At 43.5% G+C, this 26,857-nt stretch carries 23 protein-coding genes and 1 tRNA gene; 15 read left to right on the top strand and 9 right to left on the bottom strand.

Annotation, left to right across the window (positions count from 1 at the left end; all coding sequences use genetic code 11):
• The first annotated feature begins 20 nt into the window (after positions 1-20).
• The 3 genes from F6K57_RS08235 (at position 21) to F6K57_RS08225 (ending at position 3,663) form a co-directional block, all read left to right on the top strand.
• Positions 21-1,139 carry a DUF4350 domain-containing protein gene (locus F6K57_RS08235; RefSeq protein ID WP_293046478.1) on the top strand — a complete coding sequence of 373 codons (1,119 nt, stop codon included), beginning with the start codon at positions 21-23 and terminating at the stop codon, positions 1,137-1,139.
• A gap of 135 nt (positions 1,140-1,274) precedes the next feature.
• Positions 1,275-2,225: a MoxR family ATPase gene (locus F6K57_RS08230; RefSeq protein ID WP_293046476.1), complete on the top strand. Its 951-nt coding sequence runs from the start codon at positions 1,275-1,277 to the stop codon at positions 2,223-2,225.
• A 31-nt stretch (positions 2,226-2,256) separates the two neighbouring features.
• Positions 2,257-3,663: a DUF58 domain-containing protein gene (locus F6K57_RS08225; protein WP_293066427.1), complete on the top strand. Its 1,407-nt coding sequence runs from the start codon at positions 2,257-2,259 to the stop codon at positions 3,661-3,663.
• Here the strand turns inward: F6K57_RS08225 and F6K57_RS08220 are convergent.
• Positions 3,655-4,623 (bottom strand): stage II sporulation protein M, encoded by a 969-nt coding sequence (locus F6K57_RS08220; protein WP_293020681.1) that lies wholly within the window; start codon positions 4,621-4,623, stop codon positions 3,655-3,657. The genes F6K57_RS08225 and F6K57_RS08220 overlap by 9 nt on opposite strands.
• A gap of 79 nt (positions 4,624-4,702) precedes the next feature.
• On the opposite strand from F6K57_RS08220, the gene F6K57_RS08215 reads away from it, so the two are divergent.
• The 5 genes from F6K57_RS08215 (at position 4,703) to F6K57_RS08195 (ending at position 7,996) form a co-directional block, all read left to right on the top strand.
• Positions 4,703-5,611, top strand: coding sequence for a DUF975 domain-containing protein (locus tag F6K57_RS08215; protein ID WP_293020679.1), 909 nt, complete (start codon positions 4,703-4,705; stop codon positions 5,609-5,611).
• A complete protein-coding gene (locus tag F6K57_RS08210; RefSeq protein WP_293066423.1) occupies positions 5,599-6,411 on the top strand; it encodes an RDD family protein in 813 nt (270 codons plus the stop codon). Before F6K57_RS08215 ends, F6K57_RS08210 begins: the two co-directional genes overlap by 13 nt.
• 205 nt (positions 6,412-6,616) lie before the next feature.
• On the top strand, positions 6,617-6,883 hold the full coding sequence (remA, locus tag F6K57_RS08205) for an extracellular matrix/biofilm regulator RemA (RefSeq protein ID WP_008191366.1): 267 nt from the start codon (positions 6,617-6,619) through the stop codon (positions 6,881-6,883).
• A 24-nt stretch (positions 6,884-6,907) separates the two neighbouring features.
• Positions 6,908-7,468 (top strand): guanylate kinase, encoded by a 561-nt coding sequence (gmk, locus tag F6K57_RS08200; RefSeq protein WP_293066420.1) that lies wholly within the window; start codon positions 6,908-6,910, stop codon positions 7,466-7,468.
• 201 nt (positions 7,469-7,669) lie between these two features.
• Positions 7,670-7,996 (top strand): DUF3082 domain-containing protein, encoded by a 327-nt coding sequence (locus F6K57_RS08195; RefSeq protein ID WP_293020670.1) that lies wholly within the window; start codon positions 7,670-7,672, stop codon positions 7,994-7,996.
• 222 nt (positions 7,997-8,218) lie between these two features.
• On the opposite strand, the gene pabB is transcribed toward F6K57_RS08195, so the two are convergent.
• Together pabB and F6K57_RS08185 are read right to left on the bottom strand one after the other, a co-directional pair.
• Positions 8,219-9,691, bottom strand: coding sequence for an aminodeoxychorismate synthase component I (gene pabB / locus F6K57_RS08190; RefSeq protein ID WP_293066418.1), 1,473 nt, complete (start codon positions 9,689-9,691; stop codon positions 8,219-8,221).
• Positions 9,692-9,712: 21 nt separating this feature from the next.
• Positions 9,713-11,326: a dynamin family protein gene (locus tag F6K57_RS08185; RefSeq protein WP_293066415.1), complete on the bottom strand. Its 1,614-nt coding sequence runs from the start codon at positions 11,324-11,326 to the stop codon at positions 9,713-9,715.
• A gap of 273 nt (positions 11,327-11,599) precedes the next feature.
• Here F6K57_RS08185 and F6K57_RS08180 point away from each other — a divergent pair, with 273 nt between their 5' ends.
• Both F6K57_RS08180 and F6K57_RS08175 read left to right on the top strand, forming a co-directional pair.
• Positions 11,600-12,427: a pentapeptide repeat-containing protein gene (locus tag F6K57_RS08180; RefSeq protein WP_293066414.1), complete on the top strand. Its 828-nt coding sequence runs from the start codon at positions 11,600-11,602 to the stop codon at positions 12,425-12,427.
• Between the two features lie 161 nt (positions 12,428-12,588).
• Positions 12,589-12,659, top strand: a tRNA-Cys gene (locus F6K57_RS08175).
• A gap of 76 nt (positions 12,660-12,735) precedes the next feature.
• On the opposite strand, the gene F6K57_RS08170 is transcribed toward F6K57_RS08175, so the two are convergent.
• A complete protein-coding gene (locus F6K57_RS08170) occupies positions 12,736-15,339 on the bottom strand; it encodes an MBL fold metallo-hydrolase (protein ID WP_293066411.1) in 2,604 nt (867 codons plus the stop codon).
• Positions 15,340-16,140: 801 nt separating this feature from the next.
• Here F6K57_RS08170 and F6K57_RS08165 point away from each other — a divergent pair.
• Together F6K57_RS08165 and F6K57_RS08160 are read left to right on the top strand one after the other, a co-directional pair.
• Complete coding sequence (locus tag F6K57_RS08165) at positions 16,141-17,106, top strand: DMT family transporter (RefSeq protein ID WP_293020660.1); 966 nt, start codon at positions 16,141-16,143, stop codon at positions 17,104-17,106.
• Between the two features lie 70 nt (positions 17,107-17,176).
• Positions 17,177-17,434, top strand: a complete 258-nt coding sequence (locus tag F6K57_RS08160; RefSeq protein ID WP_293020658.1) for a hypothetical protein — start codon at positions 17,177-17,179, stop codon at positions 17,432-17,434.
• 142 nt (positions 17,435-17,576) lie between these two features.
• On the opposite strand, the gene glk is transcribed toward F6K57_RS08160, so the two are convergent.
• The 5 genes from glk to F6K57_RS08135 all read right to left on the bottom strand — a co-directional run bounded on the left by glk (position 17,577) and on the right by F6K57_RS08135 (position 23,850).
• Positions 17,577-18,554, bottom strand: coding sequence for a glucokinase (glk, locus tag F6K57_RS08155; protein ID WP_293045807.1), 978 nt, complete (start codon positions 18,552-18,554; stop codon positions 17,577-17,579).
• Between the two features lie 317 nt (positions 18,555-18,871).
• Positions 18,872-19,921, bottom strand: coding sequence for a zinc-binding dehydrogenase (locus F6K57_RS08150; protein ID WP_293045803.1), 1,050 nt, complete (start codon positions 19,919-19,921; stop codon positions 18,872-18,874).
• A 730-nt stretch (positions 19,922-20,651) separates the two neighbouring features.
• Positions 20,652-21,320: a hexitol phosphatase HxpB gene (gene hxpB / locus F6K57_RS08145; RefSeq protein WP_293066406.1), complete on the bottom strand. Its 669-nt coding sequence runs from the start codon at positions 21,318-21,320 to the stop codon at positions 20,652-20,654.
• Positions 21,321-21,331: 11 nt separating this feature from the next.
• A complete protein-coding gene (locus tag F6K57_RS08140) occupies positions 21,332-22,309 on the bottom strand; it encodes an alcohol dehydrogenase catalytic domain-containing protein (protein WP_293066404.1) in 978 nt (325 codons plus the stop codon).
• Entirely contained in the window at positions 22,309-23,850 is a 1,542-nt protein-coding gene (locus tag F6K57_RS08135; RefSeq protein WP_293045796.1) for an aspartate aminotransferase family protein, read from the bottom strand. The genes F6K57_RS08140 and F6K57_RS08135 overlap by 1 nt, the downstream gene beginning before the upstream one ends.
• Before the next feature lie 423 nt (positions 23,851-24,273).
• Between F6K57_RS08135 and F6K57_RS08130 the strand changes: the two genes are divergently transcribed.
• The 3 genes from F6K57_RS08130 to F6K57_RS08120 all read left to right on the top strand — a co-directional run bounded on the left by F6K57_RS08130 (position 24,274) and on the right by F6K57_RS08120 (position 26,857).
• Complete coding sequence (locus F6K57_RS08130) at positions 24,274-24,993, top strand: class I SAM-dependent methyltransferase (protein ID WP_364301908.1); 720 nt, start codon at positions 24,274-24,276, stop codon at positions 24,991-24,993.
• 399 nt (positions 24,994-25,392) lie between these two features.
• Positions 25,393-25,602, top strand: a complete 210-nt coding sequence (locus tag F6K57_RS08125; protein ID WP_293066401.1) for a hypothetical protein — start codon at positions 25,393-25,395, stop codon at positions 25,600-25,602.
• Between the two features lie 958 nt (positions 25,603-26,560).
• Positions 26,561-26,857: a hypothetical protein gene (locus F6K57_RS08120; RefSeq protein WP_293066398.1), complete on the top strand. Its 297-nt coding sequence runs from the start codon at positions 26,561-26,563 to the stop codon at positions 26,855-26,857.

Genomic DNA, 26,857 nt, shown 5'->3' with positions numbered 1-26,857 from the left:
CTTAAGGCCAAGGATGAAGGATGAAATTTCCTAGGCGTCGGTTAGGGGTAATTAGTGCGATCGCAATGGTGGTACTAATTATGATTACCCTGGTAGCTGCTCCAGCTAATAATAAAATCAATAGCGGTTCTACTTACAGCCGCGCTCCCTATGGCTATGGCGCTTGGTACGCTTACATGGCAAAACGGGGAACTCCTGTACAGCGTTGGCAAAAACCGTTTAAGGATTTAGCGAATCAGACAGATGCTCAAGGCTCGGTTACCTTATTGCGTGTCACTAGTTGGTTGACAGTAGATGCTATTTATGGTATAGAGCGAGAATGGATTAAACAGGGCAATACGATGGTGATTTTGGGAGTCAAGCAGCCGGTGACAGACGCTGATTTTAGTACTCTCCAAGAGGCTTCAACGGGAAAGGTTAAGGTTAACACCAGGCGGCGATACAAGGGTAATCAGGGGAAGAAAATTTTAAGCGATCGCTTTGGTGCTGTGGTTTGGGAAAAGCCTATTGGTGATGGTAGAGTTATCTTTGCCACTACATCCGATATTGCTGCCAATGCCTATCAGGACTTTCCAGCTAACTATGAATTATTAGCCCAACTGGTTACTCCCTTGAAACCAGAGGAGAATTTAACTAACCACAATCCGGTTTGGGTCGATGAATACCTCCACGGTTACAAAGATGTAGATGTGATCAAGCGAGAGGTCGGTGAGACTCTATTCAGTTATTTAGGGAAAACCCCTATGTTGCCAGCCTTTATCCAAGGATTAATCATTCTTCTGGTTGCCATCTGGGCTCTGAATCGGCGCTTTGGACAACCATTGAGCTTATCTGAACCAGTCGTGGATAACAGCGAAGCCTACATCCGAGCATTAGCAGGTGTTTTGCAAAAAGCAGGCAGCAGTGAGTTTGTGTTGGAAGTTGTGGGAAAAGACGAACAACTGCAACTGCAAAAAGCACTGGGATTAGGACAGACTCTGCTGGAGGAGCAAGCTCTAATTGATGCCTGGGTTGAGCAAACTGGACGTCCAGCTACAGAACTGAAACAATTGCTGGAAATTCAATCTAGTAAACGTCGTATTAGGGAGTCAGACTTACTAAAATGGCTGGGAAAATGGCAGAAAATTCGTATTGATTGATGGGATGATCACAACTGCCCGATTGCTTAAACTACTGCGTATAAACCTAACTAATCCGACCCCCAATCAACCAGAGTTTGCCCATGCTATCCTGGTACCACGAAGACGGTCCCACAGGATAGCTAATCAAAGCAAATGACCAATGATCTCCCTGTCTTGAACCGCCTCAAGCAAACCCTTGGCAAAATAATTGTCGGTCAATCGACCCTAGTCGAACAGTTACTCGTAGCATTGCTTAGTGGTGGACATGTCATTATTGAGGGGGTACCAGGAACCGGTAAAACCTTGCTTGTCAAAGTTTTAGCAAGGCTAATCCAAGCTGAATTTCGGCGGATTCAGTTAACCCCAGATATTCTACCATCGGATATTTTAGGAACCAATATCTTTGATCTGAATACCCGTAACTTTACCCTCAAAAAAGGACCAGTCTTTACTGAGATTTTGCTAGCTGATGAAATTAACCGCACCCCACCCAAAACCCAAGCAGCGCTGCTAGAGGCAATGGAAGAGCAGCAAGTCACTTTGGACGGGGAAACCTTGCCTCTATCTGAATTATTTTGGGTGATTGCTACCCAAAACTCTCTAGAATTTGAAGGCACCTATCCCCTACCAGAAGCTCAGTTAGACCGATTTTTATTCAAGTTGGTAGTGGATTACCCAGATGCGGCGGCAGAAAAGCAAATGTTGCTTAATACTGAGAAAGGATTTCGTGGACGCCGTTTGGATTTAGAACGTCTGAAACCTCTAGCAACTGTAGAACAAATTTTTAGTGCTCGTCAAGAGGTTAAAGCTGTCCAAGTAGACGAGAAGGTGCTGGATTATTTGCTAGCCTTAGTTCAGCAAACCAGGCAAAATCCTGATTTAGCCTTGGGAGCCTCCCCGAGAGCTGCTGTAGCTTGGTTACAAACCAGTAAAGCCCAAGCTGTGTTATCAGGACGGGATTATGTGACACCGGATGATGTAAAAGCGATCGCACTCCCTCTACTCCGTCACCGTCTGATTCTGAAACCAGAGGTGCAGTTAGATGGGTTACAGATCGATAGCGTAATAGCTTCATTACTCAAGCAAGTTCCAGTGCCTAGGTGAGTGGCTCAGCACTCAGCACTCAAAAAAAAATATGATTCCCTCAAAACGAACCTATTTACTGTTAATACTAGGTATTGCGATCGCATTATTACTCGCTACTGTTTTTAATCAGCAAATCAGTCTAATTATTACTCTTGTCTTTGATGGAATTGTCCTTGGTTTAGCCTTATGGGATGGAAAACGGGTCAAACCTAACCGAGTGAAGGTAACCCGCACGCCTTTACAACGGTTATCGATTGGGCGAGATAATCTGATTGTGCTGTCAGTGGAATCTAGAAATCAGGTTGCTCGAATTCTGATTAAGGACTACTATCCATTAGAGTTTGCAGTTTCCACCCCAACGATCACTGCTACCCTTGACCGGAATAGTAACAAGGAACTAACCTATACAGTTCATCCAGCCAAGCGAGGCCAGTTTCACTGGGGAGATATTCACGTGCGCCAGTTGAGTCCTTGGGGCTTGGTGTGGGATGATTGGAAAATCCCAGGGAGTCAGAACGTAGCAGTTTATCCAGACTTAGTCACGTTGCGATCGCTTTCTATTCGCCTCACCCTGGAAAATACTGGTACCATGCGCCGTTCCCGAAGCTTGGGTAGTGGGACAGAATTTGCTGAACTGCGGGAGTATGGCATTGGTGATGACACTCGCCTGATTGATTGGAAAGCCACCGCTCGCCGCTCTCGCCCTTTAGTAAGGGTGCTGGAACCGGAAAAAGAGCAGACTTTGATTATATTACTAGACCGGGGACGGTTGATGACCGCACAGGTACTTCAACTGAAGCGGTTTGATTGGGGATTGAATAGTACTCTAGCCCTAGCATTAGCTGGGTTACATCGGGGCGATCGCGTGGGGGTGGGTGTGTTTGATCGAGACATAACGACCTGGATTCCACCAGAACGGGGTCAACATCAACTATCGAAACTCATAGAACGCCTCACTCCGATTCAGCCAGTGTTATTAGAACCAGACTATTTTGGTGCTGTTACAAAACTGGTGAATCAGCAAACTCGTCGTGCTTTAGTCGTAATGATTACAGACATCGTGGATGTTACTGCTTCCGCTGAATTGCTAGCAGCCCTAGAACGCCTCACCCCTCGCTACTTACCTTTTTGTGTCACTCTTCGAGACCCCCTTGTTGACCAATTGGCGCACACTCCCCCTAATACCCCTCAGTTAGGGAAAATTCCCAGTCAAGACCAGCTTTGGCACAGCGGATACCAGGCGCAGGCGAAAAAAAGAATGAGTGTTGATCTTAACCCTGACCCGGGGCAAGCCGCTTATACCCGTGCTGTCGCTCTGGATTTAATTGCCCAGCGCCAAGTTGCCTTTGCCCGGTTGAAGCAAAAAGGAGTTCTGGTCTTGGATGCACCAGCCAATCAGATTAGTCAGCAACTGGTTGAGAGCTACTTACGAGTCAAAGCTCGGAATCTACTTTGAAGTATCCTCGACTTTCCGGCTACTACAATATATAACCAAAAGGCTAAACAGTCCGATTCCAACCAAATACTTGAGGAATGATGGCACTAAGGGACTCGGAGATAAAAACCCTTCAATAATACCAGCAATAATCAACATCGGCACAATCCCAAACATCAACTGAGCCGCTTGGGAGCCATAAAATTTCAATGCATCTACCCGGCGATATTGGCCTGGAAACAGAATTGCTCTACCGATGAGTAAACCGGCTCCACCAGCAAAGAAGATAGCGGGTAATTCCAGGGAACCATGGGGAAACACAAATGCCCAGAAGGGATAAGCTAAGTTATTTTGACCCACTAAGGTTCCAATGGCACCAATCAGTATTCCGTTGAATGCCATGACATATAGGGTAAAGGCACCGCAGGTAATCCCACCAGCTACTGCCCGAAAGCATACCGATATATTGTTAATCATAATGCTACTGGAGGCTAAGGGTTTCATGCCCAAAATCGAACCCATCCACAATTCCTGGCGATCGCGTACTTGTTCAATTAACTGTTCCGGAACCACTAGGGAGATAAACACTGGATCTTGCCAAGCCAACCACCAGGCAATTAAGGCTCCGAGGAGAAACACTGCGGTTGCGATCGCAATATAACTCCAGGTCTGTTGCACTACAGCAGGGAAACCCCAGCGACAAAACTCCCCTAAGCCTTGCCAGTCTTGACGGCGAGAACCTTGATAAATCTGGTTATAGCCCCGAGAGGTGAGTCGTTGTAAATCCTTGACCAGGGTATGGCCTACTTGGTTAGTTCTAGCACGGGCTAAATCCGCTGAGACGGAGCGATACAAACTAGCGAGTTCCTTGATTTGGGATGCTGGCAAGGACTTGATTCCTCGTTTCTCCACTTGTTGCAGGAGAGTATCCAACTGTTTCCAATTTGCTTCCCGCCGCCCAATCCAACGTTTAATATTCATAAAGTTTCCGTGTAATTTTCGTAAACCTCCCTTAAGATAGCGTTAACACTTCTCTTGCCATCAATAGCCCCATCGACCCATGTCTTATGAGCCTAGTCCCAACCAATCTTTAGGACCACTCAGTATTGGTAATGTCGTTAATGTAGGTCTGCGGATCTACCGCGACCATTTTAAGTTATATTATCGTCTAGCTTTTATCGGTTATCTATGGCTATTAGTTCCCATATATGGCTGGGCTAAGTTTTCTGCCATGTTTGGGCTAATTTCACGTCTAGCGTTTAGGGAAATCATTGAACGTCCAGAAACAGTGAATGAGGCACGCCGCCATGTCAATCCTCGGATGTGGAGTTTTCTCAGAGCAGGCATCCTAGTATCCTTGATAACGTTTGGAGTAGCAATCCTAGTATCCTTGATAATTTGGGTGGCAATAATGGTAATTATTGTTATTATTAGTATCTTGATCGGAGTCCTTGCTTCAATTTCTGGGAATAGCAGTACTATTTTAGATAGTCTCGATACTCTCCCTGAGAATAGTGTTGCTATGCTTATCATAGGATTTCTGGTTTTGAGTATTTTTATGATTGCTTTTTTCTTTGGATTTATCTGGTTTATATCTCGCTTGTTGATTTATGAAATACCGCTGGCTATAGAAAATCCCATCGGTGCCAGGGCAGCCATTGGTCGCAGCTGGAAATTAACTCAGGGATTTATATTACGTATTCAAGGGATAGTAGTTGTTGGCTTTTTAATATCACTACCCATTTCGATTGCTGTACAGATAGCTACATTCATCATACAAACTGTTTTATCTCTTTGGTTTCCTCAAGACTCAGCAATTTTTATCTGGCTGTATTTAGTGCTAGTTTTTGGGCTGAGCTTTGCTAGTGGTGCGTTGTTGGTTCCCTTCTGGCAAGCCATTAAATCAGTGATATACTACGATCTATGTAGTCGTAAAGAAGGCATAGATTTGCAGCTATGGGGAAGCTAACCTCAACACCGATTAATTTTTTTAATCGAGTCACTATACAAACCCCAGAAAGTGTTGAATTAGAATTAACCTTAGCAGGGATTGGCAGTCGAGCTTATGCCTTGCTAATTGATTATATTGTCTTAGGATTAATTTTATTAGTATTTATAATTGCTTGGGGCGTTTTATCTTCCCAACTGCTGGACTTATTAGACTATTTTTTTGGTATTAATGATTTAAGGCTGTGGCTATTAGCAATTTATCTATTTATTACTTTCTCGATTTACGTCGGTTATTTCGTTTTGTTTGAAACCCTATGGCAGGGACAAACACCGGGTAAGCGCTATGGCAAAATTCGTGTCATTCGTGATGATGCTAGACCAGTGAGACTACAGCAAGCTACCCTACGTGCTTTGCTCAGACCTGTTGATGATTTATGGTTCCTGGGAGTATTTTTAATTATCTTTAGCAAACGAGAAAAACGGTTGGGAGATTGGTTAGCAGGAACCCTGGTAGTCCAAGAAGAGCAGCCTATTGCTTCTGCTAGCTTCGAGATCTCCGATCAGGCTCAAGCCTTAGCCAATCAGCTCCAAACCCAGGCAGATTTCTCCCCCTTGCAGCCAGAAGACTTTGCTATGATTCGAGAGTATTTGCAGCGGCGCGAGGCAATGACATTTCAGGCAAAAGCGAAGTTAAGCCGACAACTGGCTGATCAGGTCAAAGACATGATTGCCTTGGAAAAGGTACCCTCAGGTGTCACGGCTAACTTGTTTCTGGAGGCTGTGTACCTTGCCTATCAGCAGCTATCATCCCAGGATTAGTGACCCACGCACCCTTGCTCCAGCTTGAGCCATGGGTTGGTTATCTAGGAGTAAAACACCCTATGCACTCAACAGTGAAAACGGATGATTCCCTAAAATCCGGTTTTTTACCAGATTTTAGGCTTGTAAGGCTAAATTAATGTCGCTACTATTGTACTTGAATACTTATACTAGCTTCTCATCCGGCTTTTGCCGTTAGTTGCTCATGGACATTCAGCTGATTAATATTGGTTTTGGTAACATTGTTTCAGCAAACCGAGTTGTAGCAATTGTTTCTCCAGAGTCTGCTCCTATCAAGCGGATCATTACTGAGGCAAAAGAGCGTGGATATCTGATTGATGCAACCTACGGGCGTCGCACCAGAGCGGTAATTGTGACCGATTCCAGCCATGTCATCCTCTCGGCAATTCAGCCAGAAACTGTTGCTCATCGCTTCGTTATCAATAAAGATAGTCACAATGGTAACCATTAAGCTTGAAACTTAACTAGACTCAACATGGAAGCAGGGAGACTCATTGTATTGACTGGTCCTTCTGGTGTTGGTAAAGGAACCTTGCTGCGCCAGCTCCTGAAGCGACACCCGGAACTTGATCTTTCGGTGTCAGCAACCACCAGGCAACCTCGTCCTGGGGAGGTGCATGGGAAACACTATTACTTTGTCAGTCGTGACCAGTTTGAAGAAATGATGATAGGGGGTGAGCTTTTAGAGTGGGCTGAGTACGCTGGTAATTACTATGGTACACCTAGTTTGCCAGTCAAGCAGCTTCTTGAGAAGGGTAAGTCTGTTATTTTAGAAATAGAATTGGTTGGGGCAAGGAAAATCAATAAAACCTTTCCCTCTGCTCTGCGTATTTTTGTACTACCCCCCAGTCTAGATGAATTAGAGCAGCGGATTCGCTTGAGGGGTAAGGATAGTGAAGAAGTAATCGCCCAACGCCTTTCTATTGCCAAAGCAGAAATTGAAGCTGCTGATGAATTTGATGTGACTATTGTTAATCAAGACTTCAAAGAAGCTCTACAAAGCTTGGAAGCAGTTATTTTTCCATCGCCAAACTAAGTCATTAAACACAAAGGTAATATTATATCTGGTAGCTTCGTTATTGATCCTGGTATCGATAACTGGTTGAGATGTGTCAGGTTATAATCCCCTGTGGGTCAGCCTCCGGAAAGTTCAACTAGTAGACATAACACGTAGTAGAGATAACAAGCTACTGGGTAATAGTTTAAACCCTGCTTAAGACTAATCACGCTTTGACTAATGACAACATCTAACCAAGACACGGAAACCCCTAAGAGTACTCAAGCGCTACCTTCGCCCTGGCGCTGCCTTACGGGAGCATTGATTTCTGGAGGATTGACAAGCGCTATTTATTTTCTAACTGCCTCGATTGCTACAACCTTTGCTAATAAACCCCTCACGTCTAACTCTCAGACAGCACTCAAAATTGCGATCGCAGTTCGGACGCTGGTAGTGGGAGTCAGTACCCTAGCCACGTTTATCTTTGGTATTACTACCCTTGGTTTGGTAGCCTTGGCAATTCAACAACTCTACCGAACGAAGTTCGGTACTCTACCGCCCAAGTGAGGGTCGGGAGGTATAGCAGAAGTCAGAAGTCAGAAGTCAGAAGTCAGAAGTCAAACTCTTGCGCTTACTTAGGTTTGAGACTTTTGTCATGTCCGCGCCTGCCCTGGCGACTGCTATAAATTTAATTTTCTTACCCCTACTCTGTACTCCCTACTCCCTACTCCCTACTCCCTACTCCCTAAAACCCTGGACGAGGTAGTTCACCCATTGAGAAATGCTATATCAACAATTCACCATCTGGGTTTGTAAACCATCAATATCAAACAACTCTGGGGAAAACTCTCCACAAACCGTGTAGACAATCGCACGCACTAGGGCTTCAGCCTTGAGTAGGGTTTCTTCAAATTCCAGCTGGGGATTCGATAAAGCAATCAGAGCACCACCGATACCAATCGATACTTGATTGGGAGTAATCTCAGCAGTTCGGATCACAATGTTAAGGTCTGCAGCACCGTTGAGTGCAAGAAACCCGATCGCTCCGGAATAGATTCCCCTGGCCTGAAGTTCCAATCGATCAATAATCTCCATGGTTGAGATCTTAGGAGCACCAGTCATGGATCCTCCAGGAAATGTGGCACGGATACAGTCCCCCACCCGTACATCTGGACGCAAACGACCCCGAATTGTACTCACCAGTTGATGAACTGTGGCATAGGTTTCCACATCCATTAACTTAGGGACATGGACACTGCCAATTTCGCAAACCCTGCCCAAATCGTTCCTAAGTAAGTCTACAATCATTATGTTTTCACAACGGTTTTTTTCCTGAGTGCGTAACGCTTCGCACAACAGTCGATCTTCTTCTTCTGTTTGGCCTCGTGCAGCAGTTCCTTTGATGGGTTTAGATTCTACCCAACCTGAGGAGTCAATTTTCAGGAATCGTTCTGGGGATGAACAAGCCACAGCTAGCTCGCCAAATTTTAGGAAGGCAGAGTAGGGTGCAGGATTGAGTTGGCGCAACCTTCGATAAAATGCCAAGGGTTCAAGTTCGATATTGGCATAAATTTTGTTAGTCAAGCAAATTTCGTAGCTTTCTCCAGCTTTAATCTGATCCAGACTTTCTTGAATATCTTCCAGATATCTCTGGTAGGAACGACTCAATCGAAAGCTAACTTTTCGATGAGTATAGTCTAACTCAATGGGAGGCAGAGGAGGTAGAGTACAAAGCTGTTTTTCGATACCTTCAAACCAAGCATTTGCGTGGGTCTTTTCTCCTTTTTTAGTCAGACACAACAGATAGGTTACTTGCTCTTGATGGTCAAAAGCAATAATTCGGTCTGCTAAGAGAAACATCGCATCTGGAAATGGCGATTGATGGACGAGCTTTCCTCCACATTCGGCTTTTATTTCGTAACCAAAGTAGCCAACAAAACCACAATTAAAGTCAAAGGGAAGTCCTTCTAAACAGTTGTATCGGCGCTCAATTTCTCTGTGTAGATAGGAGAAGATACTTTCTTGACGATGTGTTGTTTTGCCCGAGCAGTTAATGGTGAGTTTTTGGTCAGTAATCGAGTATTGCACTAGCAGGCTGTTTGGTCCTGTACCATCTCCCATAAAAGAAAAACGAGATAGACCAGGTTCTATACGAGAGCTGTCTAGCCAGAATGCTGTTGGTTGTGAACCAAATAGATGAACAAACACTCGTTCCGAATCAGGGTATACCGTGAGCTTGCGACTATGAATATTAAAAATCATTCGATGAAACAGCCGTGACAGCTATAGCTGCTCTACCTCCTTTAGAATATCGTTAATCTCCTGCCGGAGACTTTGTAAATTATCCTCCAAGGATTGACTGGCAGCGAGTTTATGATCAATTTCCCCCAGTCTCGGCTTCAGAGAATCAGTGAACTGCTTGAGGCTGTTTACCAATTCTTGCTGCAAACCTTGTTTTAGCTTATCGGTATAGTTATTCTGCAACTCACGCAAGGTTTCATCAAGCTGTTGGGTTGCCTTATCACGCTGTTTAGGAACTGCATTGAAGCTAAACATGGTCAACATCAGAGCTAGTACAAAAGCTGACAGATCAAATAGTGCAGCGGTGGCTACTACATGTCCCCCAATTCCTGTTGCTGCGGCGGCAGTTCCCAAGGTCAAAAAATTGTTGAGTCCCTTTTCTGAGGCTACCTTAAGATTGTCAGAGATAGCAGTGGTATCAATTTTACCACTATTAAGTTCGGGAACCTGAAATGAGTCTTCTGAGAGGGTTGCTGCTACTTGTAAATCTTCCCTAGCTTCGCGAATAATTTGTTCTCGATATTTCACAAGGGTTGATGCTGCTTCCTTAACAATATCCTCCATCTGTTGCTCAAGTTTTACCTCCTTGATCGCCCTAGCTACTTTTTCTTCCAGGAGATCGTCTTCCCTAATAATACGCTTTTTCAATAGGCTAATGAAGGCGAAATTATCCTGGATTAGCTTATGTAATTGTTGAATTAGATTGGTAAACAGGTCACGAATTTTTTCTCTAAAAACACCAAAAATCAGGTCATATTGCTCAATGCGCTCATTGATTCGCAATAGGGATCGGTCAAATATGGTTTTTTCGGCAATAACTTTCTCCCGTGCCTGATAGTTCTTTTTCTCTAACTGCTCTAGGTAAACTAACAGAGAGTTCTGAGGACCTTGAAGTTTTAGCCGTATTTTTTCAGCTTCTACCAGAAACTCTAGTAAGAAATCTCGTAGGCTGTCGATGTCTTTACCAGTGCGTGTTGATACTGTAAATAATGGTGGTACTTCTGTAAAGACATCACTAAGTCCATCTTTAACGTGTGAGATAATCTGTTCACTCTCTTGTGGGGTGATCAGATCCACTTTATTAATAATAACGATTACTTTACGTACCCAGATCTTACTGACTAAGGAGAGAAAGTCTAGCTCTGATTTAGTCAGTGGTCGTTCCACTGAAGTGACAAACAGGATGATATCAGCATGCTGTAGATAATCCTCTGTCAGTGCTTGGTGACGTTCAATGATCGAGTTTGTGCCTGGGCTATCAATAAAGACAATGCCATCAAACCCATCTGGGTAATAGGGTTGAATCGAGTTTGTGGTCGGAAGTATGCCCACAGCAGCTAGCTCGTCATTACTCAAGCGATTCAGGACACTGGATTTTCCGGCATTAAATTCTCCACAGACAAAGATCGAGAAGGGATTTTCCAGTTGCTGCTTGAGGGCATCAAGATCAGGGCAAGAGACATCGAAAAGCAGCTCTGCTTCGACAAACAGTAGTTTTACACCTTTGATGGTGTTGAGGCTGCGGTTAAACAGATGCTCTTGTTGAACAGGAAGGGTGACCACGTTACTATGAGCGAAATGAGCGAACAGATCCAATTATATTACCAAGTATTCGCAAGATAAAGAAGCATAAATCCAAAGCATACGCTAATTAACCATAGGCCCAGCGTTACTTTAAGGTAAGTTTCTTCACTGGCGGGATAGATCACCCTCACTTCCGTGATCAGTTTAGCCGAGAGGTAAGCAAGCTCGATTAACCAACCATTAACACTTAAAAGTCTGGCTTGCTAGATTAGAAATTGACAGGCTTGACAGCCTGACGCTGATACTATCTCAGCTCTAACTGGCTTCCCAACGCTCCAAATAACTATGAAACTCCCAAAAGACCGTATCCCTGAAGACCAAGCCCACCAAGTATTCGCCCTAGCGGCTCAACTCTATGCTCAGCACAACCAAAGCTATTCTGTCAAGGAGTTGATTGAAGCAGGTAAAGAGGCACAAATTCCCCCAGAATTTATGGAAAAAGCCCTTGCTGAGATTAAAAAGCGAACGCATTCTAAATCCGTACTCCCCAAACATCATAGTCATAGATCTGGTCTGATGTTGATTGGTATGGGTACAGTCTTACTCGCTCTTGCGGGTATAGGATGGTTAGCTAATTTTGTAGAACCTAGACCAGTCCCACCACCGGAGCGATTGGAATCTATACAACTCCCAGAAGCAGGGCCAACAGAGGTAAGTGTACCTGAAGACCAATCCACAGCGTTTGACGATAATCTAGGGTCAGGGCATATTAACAAGTGTACACCCCTGATCGAGAAAGACCTCAGGGGTGCTAACCTCCGTGGGGCAGATTGTACGAATGTGGACTTGTCAGGAGTAGATTTCACTAATGCTAACCTGACTGGTGCTAATTTCAGCCGTGCTGATTTAAGTCAGGCTAACTTCAGCAATGCCAATCTCACCGGTGCCGATTTGGCTGGAGCAGATTTAGCGAATGCGGATTTAAGCGGTGCTAACCTGACTGATGCCAATTTAAGTAATACAGATTTAACAGGATCTAACTTGACTGGTGCCAATCTCAATGGTACCGATCTGGCCAAGGCAGACTTAGAAGGGTCTGTCATTAATGGTGCTAATTTCGATAACACTAATCTCAATCAGGCAACTATGCCCAACGGTACAATAAACCAGTAAAAAAACTACTTATTAGCGTTCTTTGCGTCTTCCTTCACCATGGAAGCACCGGCTAAAGGGGATGCACTGGACGCGGTAAGATTTTGAATATGGGCAATTGCTGAGATATTCAAAGAAATTGAAAAGTGATATAGTATGATATAATAAGAAACTAGTGGCGTGGCGGCATAGCCAAGTGGTAAGGCAGGGGCCTGCAAAGCCTTTATCCCCAGTTCGAATCTGGGTGCCGCCTTGTTGAAATGGGTAAGACCGGGAAAATCCCGAAGATCGCGAAGATCTTAAAGTCCGGCTGCAGGGGAACGCTCTTGCTAGTAATCAACTTCCTCTGCCAACAGAAGGTCAGTGTCAAGAGTTGACATATCCTGGACTTTAGATTGAAATTGATCACAGATTGCCAAGGGATCAACTCTCCGCTCAAACAAAGGACTATCAGGAGATTCACAAAATCTACCACTGAAAAACTGACACACGGCACAGCAATCCTTTCCACTCTTAAGCCCTGCTTCAATTTCTTCTTCCTGAAGTATCATTTCCGGTTGCATGGGAGCAAGCTTGAGATTCACACCATCCCATCGCGCTTTGATAATGCCGCTGATACTCAAGGTCTGCCATCGAGGGTCTTTTTCCACCACCTCTTCGGGAACTCGCAACCAAGCATCGGTACCAAAGGTCTCCACCATCACGTCAAACTCTTGGGGTTGCTGAATTTTAGCAAGCTGCTGTCGGGAAAGCTGTTCCGGTGCTACTCCTAATTCAATTTTATCCCCCACAGCAGGAATATGGATATAGAACAAGGACTGATTGTCTCCAGACCGGGCTACTTGGTGTAAGGCTTCTAATTCTCCGTGAATTAAGACTAGGTGCTTGGGCTTTACCTTGTTGATTACTTGTCCGAGTCCTACTTTATCGGTATGGGCAGAGAGGTTAAACCGTTGGATTTGAGCTTTGACGGTAATTGGTTTCCCATCTAGTTCAATAGTGTCCCCAGTTTTGATACTTTGCAGGAGTCGGCCAGGGGATTCCTCATCAGTGTAGCCAGAAATAAAGATGGCAGCATTCTCTCGCTCTAGCAGTACTGAGGCATAATAGACTGAAGGTCCTCCGGTGAGCATACCTGAACTGGCCACAATTACACTGGGTTTTGCGATCGCAATCGGACGTTCCCGAAAGTGTTCGATAGAAATAATCGGGGGTGTACTGGTTTTATCAAAGAATGGTTCTTGGCCATTAATCTTGACTAAGTTTTGAACTGGAATAGGCAATAAGTCCAGGTTTTCTCGAAATACCTCTGTGACTGCTCTGACCAATCCATCCACAAAGATGGGAACTGTTAATTTATTAAATAGCTTGGAGGTGCGGATCGCTAACAGGATTTCCTGAGCTCTACCCAAAGCAAAAGAGGGAATCAAGACATTGCCCCCAGCTTGCACTACTTCAGCAATGGATTCCATCAATGCAGTTTCTTGATTTCTTCTAGCGGGGTGGACAGAGGAACCATAGGTAGACTCAGTAATTAAAATATCCGCTTCAGGAAGCTCAGCTAAATTCAATCCGTTAGTGGTGCGACTATTGGTAGTGTGGAAGTCTCCGGTGTAGAGTAAAGACATATCCTTATAGCGCAGATAGATACAAGCCGCACCCAAGATATGCCCGGCATTGATGAACCTTACCATTAGTCCCGGTAAGGGCTCAAAGTCTTTGCCTACTGGTTGAGTTTCCAATTGAAACAAGGTTTGTTCTAAATCGCCCTCATCAAATAACTCTGGAGAGTCTTCATTCAGTTGCTGTATCTTCAGTCCATCCCTGAGCATGACATGGGCAATTTCCCTGGTGCCATGAGTGGAAATCATCCGCGCACCAGGGTAGCGGCTGTGAAAGACGGGGACAGCACCAAGGTGGTCTTGATGGCTATGGGATATCAGGAGCAGGTTAGGATTATCCAGATAGTCCAAGGCGGGCAAAGGGTCGTAGCCTTTGGGTCGAGTGCCACAGTCTAAAACTACTTCATACGGACCAATCATAATTTGGAAACAACTGGCACCAATGCTTCTAGCTGCTCCTAAAGGAGTAACAATTAAACGATCATAGGATTGAGAATCAACACTTGCAGATGGGATATCCGGAAACTGGTAATAATATAAGTGGATATAGTTTCCCTTCAAACTCACTCGTGCTTGTTGCTGGGTTGAAGGGGAGAACGCTTCCCATTCCCATCTTGTTCGACCTCGCTGTTTAGGCAAGTCTAATTGCCAATCGTTGACACCGGTTTTCTGTTTCAACGTGGCTAAGACTCTATCAATGGTTTCCGTCGGGGGAGCAGCTAGTGTAGATTTGGAGGGATAATGGTCATCTGATAGCCTGGTCAGAGCCTGCTGTAACAAGGTTGTTTGGGTTTGTTGAAATGTTGACTCATGTTTATACTTCCTAGACTCGACCGGTTTGTGGCTACGGTTTTTCTTCGAAGCTGGGCGGCTATTGGAATTGTGCTCTCCTTGGGGTAAAGCTCGATGTAAAATCAGGGTATCCCGTTGGCGCTTAGCAACTACTTCCCACAGTTCCCCAATTTTCATGTGCTTGCTAGAGCCTAAGACACTGATCTTCAGGGTTTTCTGTCCTGGTCTGGAAACTTTTAGTTGTACAAACTGTCCTCGTTTTCCTAACTGCACTACTCTGCCAGCGATTAACCATTGCTCTTCCTGGACTGTCTCAGTCATGGCTTCTAGGTAGAGAGAGCCTATTACACCATCTGAGCTAGTATTGGGGGCGACTTGCCAGGAATGGATTCCAGTAGGAATATCATCAGTGGGCAAGGTTTTGATTTTGAATCGAAGGCCATCCTGACTGAGGAGATAGTTTACCTGAGCTACTGACTCGATGTTTCCAGTTAAGGTGCATTGGATGGTATTGGTCATCGCTGTAGTGGCATTAGCAGTGGACTATTCGGGGATTTTTTGGATCAGTTGCCACTTTAATGGTAGACAAGGAAATGGGAAATGAGCCCAAATTACGTGCGTAGTTACTGATAATCCAAAATTATACCATATCCTGTATATTTTAGCAAATATCGCACTCAGTGATTAGGCTAAAAGGCTGGTGTTTCCTTCTGTTGTATCAATGTAGTATGCCAAGTAGTAGGCGAAATGGGATGCCCGCTCGGTCGCCGCTACGGAATTATCCTTCGGAGCCGTTAGGAGAACCCAATAATAATGCGATTCGGGCAAAGCCCGACGCTTCGCGAACGCAATATCGCAATAATAGTAAGCCAAACCCTGGGATACATTGCCAATACTATCGGACAGGATATTAGATCAAATCCGTTTAATTGTCCATAATAAAAATTACGATATTGTTAATCATCACTAATCCTCCAGACGTGATATAAAAATTTGATACTGATTCCATTTGATTTGGTGAGCAGGATACTTTATGATTAGACTATTATTTATTTGGAGCAGAATAGTAGGTTATAGCTTAGCTAAACTAGACTAAGCTATCAGCTAATCAGCTATTCATGATGAGTGTAAGATAACAGACCAAAAAGAACCAAGTAACATCAGAATCAACCACGATAAAAAAACTGTATAGACGTTATATATCACGTCGTCTATACTATCCTAGGTTGTTCAACCCAATGATTGCCTTATATTAGCTGTCATAGGATAGCTAAATACTTAAAAATTACGGTATTTTGAGTCAGGAGCGAACACCAAACCATGAAAGCGATAGTAACAGAAGACAATAGAGAGCAAACATCAGAATTACTACCAATAATATTATTGGTAATTGCCTTACTTGCTTTATCTATAACAGCCATATTAATCAGGTTTTCTCTTCAAGAAATAAGTGCTAATGCCACAGTATTCAATCGTCTTTGGATAGCTACTCTAGTCTTTGGTTTGTGGAATGGAATAAACCAAGTACGCACTCAAACATCGAACCAGAACTCTGAACCACAGTCAGGTTATAAAATTGTCGATATCCTACTTTTGGTAGGCGTAGCGATATCTCATCTGGGTGGTCGATTTCTATGGACTTGGTCCTTAACTAAGACTAGCGTTGCTAATGGCAATGTACTAGGAGCTTTAACACCATTTTTCGCTACTCTAGGAGGATGGTTATTATTTAAGCAGCGTTTTGACCGTAGATTCCTCATTGGTCTGGCACTTGCCTTGTTAGGGGCAACTACTCTACAAATAGAGGATTTTCTAAAATCGTCCAATAATTTTATCGGTGATACTGCGGCCTTAGCATCTTCTGTATTTTATGCAGTAAACTTTTTACTATTAGAACAACTGCGAACCAAGTTTTCTGTAGAAGGAATACTGATTTGGCGCTGTGCTTTGGGAACACTGTTTATGATCCCAGTGGTTCTGATATTCAGCGATCAAATTTTCCCGATATCTTGGTCAGGATGGTTAGCAGTGATTTCCCTAGCTGTTGTCTGCGAAGCTGTGGGACATGGTTTAGTAGTATACAGCCTCAAGCACTTTTCTTCAGGCTTTGTTTCCTTAGTCCTGCTTCTCGATCCAGTAGTTGCTGCTATTCTGGCCTGGATTCTATTTTCAGAAAGCTTAAGTATTCTTAACTTACTAGGTTTTGCTGTGATTATGGAGGGGATTTATCTAGCAAAAACTGGCAAAGGTGCTGATAAGCCAACTATTAAGGAACAAAACACCTAAGACCATTTTCCGTTATGGATGCTACAACTAGTTATATCAAGTCTGGTTGAATACCCATAATTAAGGGGAGATGGGGAGATGGGGAGATGGGGAGATGGGGAGGTGGGGAGATGGGGAGATGGGGAGGTGGGGAGATGGGGAGATGGGGGAGATTTTTATTAAGGGTAATTATAGCGTTTATCGCAGTTATGAGGTACAGTCTTCTTTTAGGTTGATTCCCTGTATTGATGCAGCGCATTGCTGTTCGCTATTCCCTATTCCCTATTCCCTATTCCCTATTCCCTATTCCCTATTCCCTATTCCCTATTCCCTGTTCCCTGTTCCCTAAAAACCCAGAACTTTGTACCTCATAGCTATGATAATTGCTATATCCTGACATGATATTAGTCGGTAATTGGTAATTGGTATAGCAGTTCTCAATCCAGTGAAAACTGCTATAACATACTTACATACTAATAAATAAAGATTAGTTATGTTGAAGATAGACTTCTATGAGCATACCAAGCAGCACCCTGCAAAGCGGCCTGGTCATTAAGAATCACATAGATAGGAATAGACTTCAGCAAATCAACCATCTTATCCTTATTAATAAAATGTTCCATAAACAGAGGTTCATGCAGCTTATCCAGAATGCGAGGGGGAATCCCTCCACCAAGATAAACACCCCCAGTTGCGAAAAACTTAAGAGCAGCATTTCCGGCTTCAGATGCCAAAATTGAGACAAACATCTCTAAAGCTTGCACACAAAGGGGACATTTATTGGCCAGAGCTGCATTACTAATTGCTGCGGCTGGCTCTCCTTTGCTCATTTCTTCTGCTAACCATTCAGGGGTGTTGCCATGACCGCTATCCCGCAAATAATTATACATACGAACCAAGCCAGGACCTCCTAGAAGAATCTCGTAGCTAACCCGTTTGTATTCTTGCTGAACATAACGCATCAGTCCCACTTGAAGCTCATCTAAAGGACCAAAGTCAGTACTCCCACCTTCAGATGCGATCGCATGAACTCGACCTTCCACCTCAATGCTTGCTGCTTCTCCCAAGCCAGTACCAGGTGATACTACTGCTCGATTTCCCCCTGGTATTTTAGTGCCGACATTAAGAGTAACTAAGTCATCATCCTTTAGGGTTTCTATGCCATAAGCATTGGCTTCTACATCGTTGAGCAAGCTAACCGGAACACCGGTAACTGAAACTAATTTAGCGGCTTCTACTTTATCCCAGGGTAAATTAGTCAATTTACACACACCTTCCTGGATTGGACCAGGTAAGCCGAAACAAGCAATTTTAATGGGATGCTCACAGCTTTTAACGAAAGCCCCAACCATATCTTCAAAACTATGATAGTCTTTACACTTATAAGTGCTTTTTTGGACTATAGAGAGGTTCTCGTCAAATACTGCTAATCGGCAATTTGTTCCGCCTAAGTCACCTGCTAATATCATAAGTAATTCAAAATTACAAATAAAAAAATGCTATCAACGTTTTAAGTTAATTATACCTTAATCAGTAAGCATTCAGCCGTGAGCCAAAGGCTCACGCTACTTGAGGTGCCGTCAGCCGTCAGCTTTTAGCTCACGCTACTTGAGGTGCTTAAAATAAATCTAGAACGATAGAATTTAATAGTTCCAGAGTAATGAGAATTGAAAGTCTGGGAAAAATCCATGACTCGTGGCACAGACTTTGACGCTGATAGCTGATAGCTGATAGCACCTCAAGTAGCGTGCGCGTAGCGCTAATCGCTGTTCGCTGATAGCTTACCTTAATCAACCTCTGCAAAATCAATTACTAAGGCTCGGCAATGCGGTTGATTGTGAATATCAACTGCTTCTGTTGTTAATTTTGAAAAGGGAACAGTATTGGTAATAATCGGTTGTAGATCAATCTTCTTTGTGCAAATTAGTTCTATGGCCTGACGAAAATGCTCTGGAGTATATCGATAGCTACCATAAATCTTGAGGGAACGATAATGAATTAAATTAGGATTGCCCGGAAACTCAGTTCCCGGGGGTGTTCCACCAAACCCAACTGCGGTACCGCCACACCTGAGCAGGGTTAATGCCTGTTCATAGGTTTCCCCAGAGCCAACGGCTTCAATAACGACATCAGCACCATAACCGTCGGTTTGGGCCATAACTATGTCTTTGAGAGACTCTCGGGTAACATTAACGGTACGATCAGCACCCAAGGCTGATGCCTGTTCCAGAGAATCATCATGTTTGCCAGCTAGAATAATTTTGGTAGCACCTCTCAAGCGCGCTAGCTGAAGGAAGCTCAGTCCGACACCGCCATCACCAATAACTACCACACAATCGGACAAACCAATATTAGATAAGTCAATACCCTGAAGGATACAGGCTAGTGTTTCTGTAAAGGCAGCAAACTCGTAGGGAATTGATGAGGGCAGCTCAACGATTCCGCTAGCCAGGGAAGCCGGAACGCATACAAATTCAGCCATGCCACCGGGTTGTAACTTAGTTGGGTTGAGGCAATGGCCTAATGCTCCTCGCTGACAGTAAAAACACTCTCCACAGGGTTTTTCTGGGTTGACGGTAACGCGCATCCCTGGTTTGACTTTGGTAACACCCTCCCCTACAGCAACAACATCTCCCGCCAGCATCCTACCAAAAATGACTGGAGGATTATGTTTGGCGTGTCCCACTAATACCGCCCGTGCGTGCATCGCACAAAAGAAACACTTCTGAACCTGTATCAAAACTTCCCCTGGGCTAGGTTCAGGTCGGTCTATTTTTTCTAAGCGAAAGTTCTCACGTCCTGGACCATACCAGACCGCAGCCTGCATGGTTGTCATAATCTCTTGCTCCAATGTTGTTTACCAAAAAGTTTGGGTCATTAGCCCCGTCCTTCGCTGGATAGAAACCTTAGACAGGGTCGCCAAAATCGGCAAAGAAAGTTTTAACCCTTATATGCATAGCCTGCCAACCATCAAGGCGACCCTGTCTTACGGTAACTTGGCCATAGGCCACGCCAAAGGCGAACGCGAACAACGGACGGCTTTTCCAGCCGATGTGATAGAATAAAAGCATAAGCAATAAACTTGCATGTCAGATAGGTACTATCTAATCATAAGTAGACAACGTAAAAAATATGTATGAGATACGTATTGCGTAATTTGGTCTAACGACTACAACGTCTATGAAAAACTTAGATAAAAAAGTATCTGTCCCAAAATAAAAATAAAAAAGGTACGGTGGGGCACACCGAAACCTAGATCTATGATCAATCACGCTTGGGGAGATTTGTCCTCTACTTTTCCTGGTTCCGGCCTGGTTTAGCAAGACGAGTCGTAGATCCAAGAATCCCCGTTCTTCCTTCGGCGGGGAGTGTCAATGTGGGTGGATCTCATTAAAGCTGTTTGACCCTGTGGTGCGTTACGGGCAGCAACCTAACTCTGGCTACCGAGAAAATTAGGGCCGCCCTAACGCACCCTACGCAACTGTGGTGCGTTAGGGGCAGCAACCTAACTCTGGCTACCGAGAAAATTAGAACCCCCCTAACGCACCCTACGCAACTAACTTCTTTTACCGGTCAGCTAAAAACGTTTTCAGCCAAGGCTCCGTGATTTGTTCTAGTGATTTAAGGGTGACATCTGCGATCGCAAAACGTTCATCCTCTAGATTTTCTGGTGGTGGAACTGCAATACATGCCATGCTGGCAGCTTTGGCACTAATCACGCCACGAACCGAATCCTCTAAGGCAACACACTTTGTTGGTTCTATACCCAGACGACGGCTAGCGGTGAGATATACTGCTGGATGGGGTTTACCAAATTCCTCCGCTTCTGCTGATGTAATCACATCAAAGGCATCCTTTAAATCGAGCCGTTTGAGTACTGTATCAATTAGACCCATGGGAGATGAAGTTGCTAGGGCTAGGGGTAAGTTTAATTCCCGACACAACTTTACGGCTTCAATTGCACCTGGCATCGGTTGTCCCATGGTCATCAATAGCTCACTCATCCGAGCGATCATTCTTCGACATACCTCAGCTTGGCTCATACCAGTCCAAGGAAATCGAGCATACCAATACTTGACCACCTCATCGTTTCGCAAACCCATTGTTTGAGAAGACATACTCTCGTTCATGGGAATGCCAAGGTCATTGAAGACTTCGATTTCTACCTTAGACCAAAACGGCTCACTATCAATTAGTAAACCATCCATATCAAAGATCACAGCTACATCCTGCATCAGAATCTTCCTCAAGCGTCGAGATCTACAACAGTTCGGGTTCCAGGCTGTGGACTCCAATTAGTCAATTCTATAGGAAGCTTCTCAAGAGGGATAAACCGACCCAACAGTTGTTCAAAGAACGCCTCGTCGCCCTTGATGGATGCGATCGCAGCCGCAATGGTTTCGTCTGTAGCGCCAGCAAAAGACGTCACTACCGCTATCTCTCGCATAAATAACTCATGGGGAGAAATCGGTAAAGAAATCCCTGGTTTAGGAACACCATAGATACAGACTAAACCGCCTTTACGAACAAGATCCAGTGCTGTAGCCAGACCCCCTGGTGAACCGGAACATTCCACCACCACGTGTGCCTGGTTTGGTTCTGGAACTTGGATCCGTTCAATTCCCAATCTGTTTAGCCAAGGGAGCGGCTCTTTGGTGATATCATAGACTTTAATCTCTCCCTTAAAATTGGGGGAATGATTTAGGAGGTAGGTAATTAGAGTACCTGAAATACCTCCCCCAATCACCAGGACTTTAGGGTGTGAAGTAGCTAATAAATTAACACCAGCTAAAATCCGTTTTACTCCCCTTACTGCACAACTTAAAGGCTCAATCAGCACCCCTAAAGCTGGATTGGATAATTCAAAAGGATGTAGGGAATTTATAGGAGCACAAATTTGATCAGCATATCCTCCATGTTCATTTACTCCAAGTTCTTGGAGATTGATGCAATGACTAGTTAATCCCTCTAAACAATAACTACATTTTCCACAGGAAATCTCATTATTGAGGGCAAAATGACCTTTTTGATTAGGCAGGCTACAGACTACTTCATGACCAAGAATACAATCTTTATCTAAGCCTGCTGCGGTTAGTTGCTGGTCTGTTTTACAGACTCCCACAAATTCCACCTTAGCAATTACTTCATTATCTTGAGTTTTGCTAGGCTCAGGAAACTCGCGAATTTCTACTTGATTGGCTTTGGATAAAACTGCTGCTCTCATCAAATAGCTCCTGCGGTTTCAGCGGTTGGACATAATAGGATATCAAGCTTTTGTAGGACTTGATCTAAAACACCAATAGTGCAATCAATTTCTTCGTAGCTGATATCAAGATAAGGAGCAAATTTCAAAACGTTCAGGTCGTATCCTCCGGTTTGGAGAATCATGCGCCAACTCTGGTCTTTCCAAATAAAATCATTATCCTGAGCAATGCTTGCTGCTAGTTTGGCAGACCCTTTGTAAGGTATACCCTTTTCATCAGCAAAAACCATGTTAAGTATAAGTCCGAGTCCATCTACGCTATAGACACAGGAATGACGGGCTTGGAGTTCTTTTAGTTTGGTCAAAAAGTACAAACCTTTTGCTGGTACTGATCTTTCGTAGTCTTGTGCCAGCATATAACGCCATGTTGCTAAAGCAGCAGCAGTTCCGAGAGGATGGTTAGCAAAATTGCTGTGGGCGTGTCCAGGAGTGAAAAAGTCTGGTGCTACTAGGTCTTCTCGCGCCCAGACTAAGCTAACTGGACTCAAACCATTGGTGAAGGATTTGCTCAACGTAATAATGTCTGGCACAAACCCAAAATGTTCGAAGGCAAATAATTTACCAGTACGGTACATCCCAACTTGAATTTCGTCATCAAAGACAAGAAGTCCGTGCTTTTGTCGTAACTCACTGATAAACCCTTTAAAGAAATCCCTGGGTGGGATGGTGTAGCCTCGTCCTTGACAAGGTTCTACAACTATGGCACCCACTTCTGAACTAGTTTCACTTGCGATGCCATAAAATTCGTTGGAGAATGCCTTGCGAATCATGCGCTCGCAGTATAAGTCACAGGTTTCTCGTTCCTTTTCATAGAAACACTGAGCGCAGTTAGCAAACGGCAACATAACTGCCCGTTCTGAGAACTCATTAAAATACTGTCGATATCGATGACTACTCGAAAGGTTGAGAGTACCAAGAGAGCGACCATGATAACCACCCATCATCACAGCTACTTTATTCTTGCGGGTGTTTTTACGAATAATCTTTAGGGCATCTTCCACCACAAGTGCGCCGCCCACATTAAAAGATACTCGGCCTTTGACACCGGTTCTTTCATACATCGCATCTACTACTTGTTTCGCGATTAATAATTTTTCACGATGTAGAAAGTCGCCATTGGCTTGAGGTAATGTATGGAGTTGTTTAGTAACCTCTGATTCAATCTCTGGATTGCGATACCCAAAGTTACAACTTGAGTGCCACATTCCCGTATCGATATAGGATTTGCCTTCATCGTCGAAAACCAATCCCCCCTTACAACCAGTTACAATGATTGGTCGCTCTTGATAGTGAACCGTATCCCCCCAACAGAGGTATTCCTGATCAATTTGGCGAAGAGCCTGGCTGTCGAGTGTAGTTGGTGAATCTAGTATTTCCTTATCTAAGACCGATTTTTTTTTGATGCCTTGGGGCAAGGACATTTCTGTACTAGCGCCACACCAGTCATTACCAGTTTTTGAGATTATTACCTGATCTAGACTTTCTTGATTAATTTCGGTCATGAGGTAACTCTTTATCTTCTCTTTACTTTTTGTTTACCATTTCTTTACCCAGGTTTAATTATCACATGATGTTCAAATAATCGCGATTTCAAGGGGAAAGATTTTGTAAAACTTAACAAAACAAGTTTCCTTGCCAAGATACTTGACAAAAATTGATATATGTGTAGTAAAGGGGTTTTTAATTCGGTAAGGTACAAAGTTCTGGGTTTTAGGTAGCTTCGGAGCTTCTGAGCTTCTGAGCTTTGGAGCTTCAAAGCTGGGAAAAAATCCTGTATACCTAATAGTGATTTTTTTTAATTACAATTATCATTATACTTATTCAGTTATTTATATTATTAGATTTCTTGACAAAATGCACATTTTAAAGTAAAAGGAATGGTGAAAAGTTAGATTAAATTATGTTAACTTAAAAATTAAAATAAAATTAAGCTGTCACTTCATTGTTTACCAGAAGAATACAAGGCGTTTGTCCTCTCTTATATTTCTCCTGGTATGGAGGTTTTAGAATTAGCTTCCGGTTCGGGACGGTTCAGCATTAACCTGCTGGAAAAAGGAGCTCAAGTCACAGGGATTGAAATTGATGCAGGAATGCTCAATCAGGCACGAGTTAAGCTCAGTGACTGGTTAAAAAAAGGACAGCTTGAACTGATTCATGGGGATATCCGTCGTTTTGAACTGAAACGGCAATTTGATATTGCTTTCTTATCAGGGGAAGTTTTGGGTGAGATATCAGAAGTAGAGGATCGCTACCGCGCATTTCAATGTATCTCAACACATTTGAAACCTGGAGCACGTCTTTTAATTATTACTGATAATCCTGGTTATTATCTGCAAGGGGGATATCGTCGAACGATTACCCGTAGCCGTCAGTTACCTGATGGAAACCTTGTAAAAATGACTGAGGATCGAAGCTACGACCCGATCGGAATGTATCAGATGACAATACTGCAATATTTGGTCTCATCAAAGGAGAGTTGTTTTCACTTTAGTCATCCTAGAAAAACAGGAATTGTCCTACCCAATGAAATCCGCTTACAAGCTCATTTGACTGGCTTTCGACTGGTAGCAGAATATGGTAACTATCAGCGTGATGAATTGCTTCCTTCATCTCCAAGAGCTATTTATATCTTAGAAAAGTCTTGAATTTAATCATTGTAAGACCTGGGGGGGCGACTTGTTGCCCCCCTCAGTATATTCTCAAAGATTTAGCCAGAGATGCACCCTGTTTCCTATTCCATTTGTTATTAGATTGACGGTAATAGCGTGCCTCCGCAAGCTCTTTTAATTAGCCGATTTTTCAACAGCAATGCTCTGAAAGAACCGCTACGCGATTGACCTGCATGTCACGCTACGCGAACGCCTAAATTTAGCGATGGTCTGAAAGAACCGCTACGCGATTGACCTGCATGTCACGCTACGGGAAGGATTTTTTGAAATTCATTCTCAAATTACATTACCAAAAAAAATTTATTTATCAAAACCCTTTAAAAAAATCTATAATAATTACAATAATTAATATAAACGTAATTAATTTTTTTAGTCATGTCTACAGAATTTATTCCGAATCAAGACAATAACCCAAAAAAACAACGTATTAAGTACATTAAGGGCTCTCCTGAAGCAGTAACCAATACTATTTACGGCCTTTATGCACTGGGGTATGCAGATGTTTCCGACTGGAGCCCTTTGCAGCCGACGGGAATTCCTGGGGAAGTAATTAGTTTTGCAACCAAGTATTCGACTTGGGGTTAATAGGTTAAATTTCTGGGGGGGTTTCCCCCCCGGTCTGGTCCGGTAGGATTACATCCGGATTGATTCGGAAACTGATAGACAAGACAATTGCGTTTGCAGCACTGAAATAGCCGTGGATATTATTTCTACGGCTATTTTTTTTGCTTTTAATTGAATGCAATTGGCAAGCTATCGATTGTTGTTTTTTCGGGAAATATTATTGGATAATTAAATATTATCTGATCCCAACAATTAACATCCGTTACCAGGATTAAAAAATGCCATAATCGGCGGCATCAACTAATCGAAAAACTACCTGGTATTTAACCCCATCATAGTTACCTGAGGAATGGAGTTTTTCTAGTATCATCAGATGCTCCTCCCAGTCTTACCAATCCTTCGTTGTTTTAACTAACATGACGGCATAGTTAAGTCCGGAAGAGCCCTATAAATATCGGAAAAATGGGCGGGATTTTGTAAAGTTTTGTTTCAAAACTTTACAAAATCCCAGAGATATATAGTATAATAACTATGGTTTTACCACAACTTGGCAATCAGAGCGATCGCAGAACACGAAAACTAGGGATTTGCCACCCAACCGCCTGATCGCTGAAAGCATTATTGGTCGATTAACTTGCCTGATCGTGTGGTCTTACTATATAACCCTGATCGAGGCTCTCACTTTCAAAGCACAATCACTCACTTATCGCGCTTAGTAAGGTGGGAATACCCTGACCTAATAAGCACCTGGCTCGAGCACAAACTCAGGCTAGTTAAGAGCCGTGAGTAAGTTAAGGAATTCAACTAGTTCTTTGGCTTGACTGTGGACTGACAACTTGATTAAAAAATGATTGGTATCTGACTTTTTTGAACTGCTTGTATTAGGAGTAGCAGAGTGCCGAGTTGTGTAAATTATTTCCCCAATGGGGAGTCTAAATTCTTGAGTTTAGTTGATTTATTAGGCAACAGAGCGCAAGCTATGCCTAATCAGCTTGCCTATATCTTTCTGGAAAACGGAGAAACCCCCTCAGGGAGTCTTACCTATGGGGAATTAGATAGACAAGCCAGAGCGATGTTCCTTTGGAACCGCTTCGCGAACGCATCCCATCTCCAGCAATGGCAAGGAGAACGAGCTTTACTGTTATACCCTTCTGGATTAGAGTTGATTAGCGCTTTTATGGGCTTTAAGAATGTAACTGAGTATCTAGAGGTAGATCATAGAGTATTACAAGTTCCAGATAATCTGGCAATAGATGAAGAAATAATAGAGATTTAA

The sequence above is a fragment of the Moorena sp. SIO4A5 genome (assembly GCF_010672005.1).
Taxonomy (GTDB): Bacteria; Cyanobacteriota; Cyanobacteriia; order Cyanobacteriales; family Coleofasciculaceae; genus Moorena.
This window is presented reverse-complemented; position numbering and strand designations above follow the sequence as displayed.

Coding starts and splice junctions, on each gene's coding strand:
- glk (WP_293045807.1), bottom strand. CDS start 18,554: ATGATATTAGCAGGTGACTTAGGCGGAACAAATTGCCGATTAGCAGTA.
- F6K57_RS08125 (WP_293066401.1), top strand. CDS start 25,393: ATGTCTACAGAATTTATTCCGAATCAAGACAATAACCCAAAAAAACAA.
- F6K57_RS08170 (WP_293066411.1), bottom strand. CDS start 15,339: ATGACCAATACCATCCAATGCACCTTAACTGGAAACATCGAGTCAGTA.
- gmk (WP_293066420.1), top strand. CDS start 6,908: ATGGAAGCAGGGAGACTCATTGTATTGACTGGTCCTTCTGGTGTTGGT.
- hxpB (WP_293066406.1), bottom strand. CDS start 21,320: ATGCAGGATGTAGCTGTGATCTTTGATATGGATGGTTTACTAATTGAT.
- F6K57_RS08215 (WP_293020679.1), top strand. CDS start 4,703: ATGTCTTATGAGCCTAGTCCCAACCAATCTTTAGGACCACTCAGTATT.
- F6K57_RS08150 (WP_293045803.1), bottom strand. CDS start 19,921: ATGACAACCATGCAGGCTGCGGTCTGGTATGGTCCAGGACGTGAGAAC.
- F6K57_RS08120 (WP_293066398.1), top strand. CDS start 26,561: ATGCCTAATCAGCTTGCCTATATCTTTCTGGAAAACGGAGAAACCCCC.
- F6K57_RS08180 (WP_293066414.1), top strand. CDS start 11,600: ATGAAACTCCCAAAAGACCGTATCCCTGAAGACCAAGCCCACCAAGTA.
- F6K57_RS08220 (WP_293020681.1), bottom strand. CDS start 4,623: ATGAATATTAAACGTTGGATTGGGCGGCGGGAAGCAAATTGGAAACAG.
- F6K57_RS08140 (WP_293066404.1), bottom strand. CDS start 22,309: ATGAGAGCAGCAGTTTTATCCAAAGCCAATCAAGTAGAAATTCGCGAG.
- F6K57_RS08165 (WP_293020660.1), top strand. CDS start 16,141: ATGAAAGCGATAGTAACAGAAGACAATAGAGAGCAAACATCAGAATTA.
- F6K57_RS08210 (WP_293066423.1), top strand. CDS start 5,599: ATGGGGAAGCTAACCTCAACACCGATTAATTTTTTTAATCGAGTCACT.
- F6K57_RS08135 (WP_293045796.1), bottom strand. CDS start 23,850: ATGACCGAAATTAATCAAGAAAGTCTAGATCAGGTAATAATCTCAAAA.
- remA (WP_008191366.1), top strand. CDS start 6,617: ATGGACATTCAGCTGATTAATATTGGTTTTGGTAACATTGTTTCAGCA.
- F6K57_RS08195 (WP_293020670.1), top strand. CDS start 7,670: ATGACAACATCTAACCAAGACACGGAAACCCCTAAGAGTACTCAAGCG.
- pabB (WP_293066418.1), bottom strand. CDS start 9,691: ATGATTTTTAATATTCATAGTCGCAAGCTCACGGTATACCCTGATTCG.
- F6K57_RS08230 (WP_293046476.1), top strand. CDS start 1,275: ATGACCAATGATCTCCCTGTCTTGAACCGCCTCAAGCAAACCCTTGGC.
- F6K57_RS08235 (WP_293046478.1), top strand. CDS start 21: ATGAAATTTCCTAGGCGTCGGTTAGGGGTAATTAGTGCGATCGCAATG.
- F6K57_RS08160 (WP_293020658.1), top strand. CDS start 17,177: ATGGGGAGATGGGGAGATGGGGAGATGGGGAGGTGGGGAGATGGGGAG.
- F6K57_RS08225 (WP_293066427.1), top strand. CDS start 2,257: ATGATTCCCTCAAAACGAACCTATTTACTGTTAATACTAGGTATTGCG.